Origin of the sequence: Nocardia sp. NPDC058497 (assembly GCF_042720195.1) — a bacterium.
In the GTDB taxonomy this organism is placed as follows: Bacteria; Actinomycetota; Actinomycetes; order Mycobacteriales; family Mycobacteriaceae; genus Nocardia.
On sequence record NZ_JBHXMY010000823.1, the window covers coordinates 1 to 2,013 of the forward strand.

Genomic DNA, 2,013 nt, shown 5'->3' on the forward strand with positions numbered 1-2,013 from the left:
AGTGTGGTTCGTGTCGGTTGTCGTCGCCTGCATAAGATATGCGGGTTGGTGGCGCCTGGGACTTCTAGTCCCTGCGTTCGTTGCAGTCACGGTGGCGCTGGCCGGATTCTCTGTCCCGGGTCGGATCGGCTGGTTGATGACTCGAAGCGAGATGGATCAGGCGGCCGCGGCGTGCGACACGCTGCAAAGCGGGCGATCAGGCGGTCCGTATAAGAGTGAAACTATTGGCATGTACAAGTTTCACCATGTCGAAAGTGGGCCCGCCGGAGAATGTGAATTCTATTTGTCGAGGTATTACCCGGGAGTTCGTAGCGGGTTCATCTATCTGCCGAACGGAGAAGCCATCGCTAGCGACATCGATCATAAGTATGTCCGCCTCGATGACTCTTGGTATTACTTCAGGGCATAGTTCCAGGGCTCCGTCATTGTCGCGTTTCAGCAGGTCAGTAGTAGTTCGAACGGTCTGGTGAAGTCGTGTGCGTAGTGGCGCAGCGCAGCGGCGATGTTGGTGTGGCCGGCGAGGCGGGCCAGGCTGATCGCGGTGTTGCGCAGTGTCGCGAGGATTTGTGGGGCGTGGCCGGTGCGGGCGCGGCAGCGGTCTTCGTCGTAGGTGACGTCGCGGATCCAGTGGACGCGGTTCTCGATTCCCCAGTGCCCGCGCAACCATGTGGCGATCTGTTCGCCGGTGGCGTCGGTAGCGGTGAGGCCGGTGACGGCGTAGACGGCTTCGGTGGATCGTTTGCCGGTGGCGCGGTCGGTGCGGGTGCGGGTTATCCGCAGGACCTGCTCGGCGCCGGGGAATCCGATACCGGCGTTGATCGCTGTCGTTTTCAGGGTTCGTCGTTCGCGGCGGCCGTGGCCGATGTCGATGGTCACACCGCGGCGCGGCGGGACCACAGTCAATAACATCGGCAAGCGCGCCGAACCGGTCTGGATGCCCACTGACGAGAAAGCATGGCGGGCGGTCTGGCACTACCGCTCGGCACGCGCCCGCCGCGACACGATCACCCTCAACGCCCAGGAAACACGGGCACGCGCGGCGATCGATGGCAGCAAACCCGCGAAGTCGACACGGTTCGTGAAAGTCGCTGGTAGCGACCGTTCATTGGACGAGATATCGCTGGCCCGGGCGCGGTCGCTGGTCGGGTTGAAAGGCTACGTCACCAACATCTCCGCCGAGGTGATGGCAGCTGGCGAGGTGATCGGGAAGTCCCACGACCTGTGGCACGTGGAGCAAGTCGTTCCGGATGTCGAAGACCGACCTCAAGGCCGGCCGATGTTCCATCGCACCCGTGACGCGATCGAGGCACACCTGGCGATCGTGTTCACCGCCCTCCCGGTGGCCCGCTACCTCCAAGACACCACCGGCGTCAGCGTCCAGCGGCTCGTTCGGACCCTGCGGCCGCTACAGGAGATCACCGTTGTCATTGCCGGGCATCCTCATCTCGTCGACCCGATCCACCGTGAGGCCGCCGACATCCTCACCGCCCTGAACATCCCACACTCATGGCATCAGGGCGGGTAGGAGTGGGTCACTAAATCTGTGTAACTCAGGTCGAACGCGCAGGTAAGGGTGTGCTGCTCACGACGGTCATCGGGGAAGTCGCGGGGCGAGCTGTGTTCGCGGAATCCCCTGGCCAGAGCGGGAACTCGTTAGTTGCTCAGAAGGTCCGCGGTGTAGCGTCACACGAACAAGAACGGCCGCCCGGCGAGCTGGAACTCACCGAACGGCCTAGGTACGAAACAGTCTCGAGCTGTTCGCACCGTAGGACGAAATCCTACATGCAACAGCTCGGCGCAACGTGCGTCGGGCTTTCGTCGTTTCACGGGTGAAGTCTGCCCTTGGCGACGGCCTAACTGTGTCGTGTCCTGGGCTCAGGCCGCTCCTGTCGGTCGTTATCGGAGAGCCCGACCGAGGGATAGACAACCCTGACACCCAGCCTCCTGCGAGCACCTTCGTCGTACGCCTCGCACGTACGCACCTGGTCGGTTCGGGAGATCACACCCACGACA

General features: G+C 62.8%; 1 protein-coding gene and 2 pseudogenes. 2 read left to right on the forward strand and 1 reads right to left on the reverse strand.

The window, feature by feature from the left end; translation table 11 throughout:
- Positions 1-409 (forward strand): annotated as a pseudogene (locus ACFWPJ_RS31395) (hypothetical protein); the annotation flags it as partial.
- A 26-nt stretch (positions 410-435) separates the two neighbouring features.
- Here the strand turns inward: ACFWPJ_RS31395 and ACFWPJ_RS31400 are convergent.
- Entirely contained in the window at positions 436-909 is a 474-nt protein-coding gene (locus ACFWPJ_RS31400) for an ISAs1 family transposase (RefSeq protein ID WP_378856929.1), read from the reverse strand.
- Here ACFWPJ_RS31400 and ACFWPJ_RS31405 point away from each other — a divergent pair.
- Positions 872-1,525, forward strand: a pseudogene (locus ACFWPJ_RS31405) (IS1634 family transposase); the annotation flags it as partial. The gene ACFWPJ_RS31400 and the pseudogene ACFWPJ_RS31405 overlap by 38 nt on opposite strands.
- Positions 1,526-2,013 lie beyond the last annotated feature (488 nt).

Coding starts and splice junctions, on each gene's coding strand:
- ACFWPJ_RS31400 (WP_378856929.1), bottom strand. CDS start 909: ATGTTATTGACTGTGGTCCCGCCGCGCCGCGGTGTGACCATCGACATC.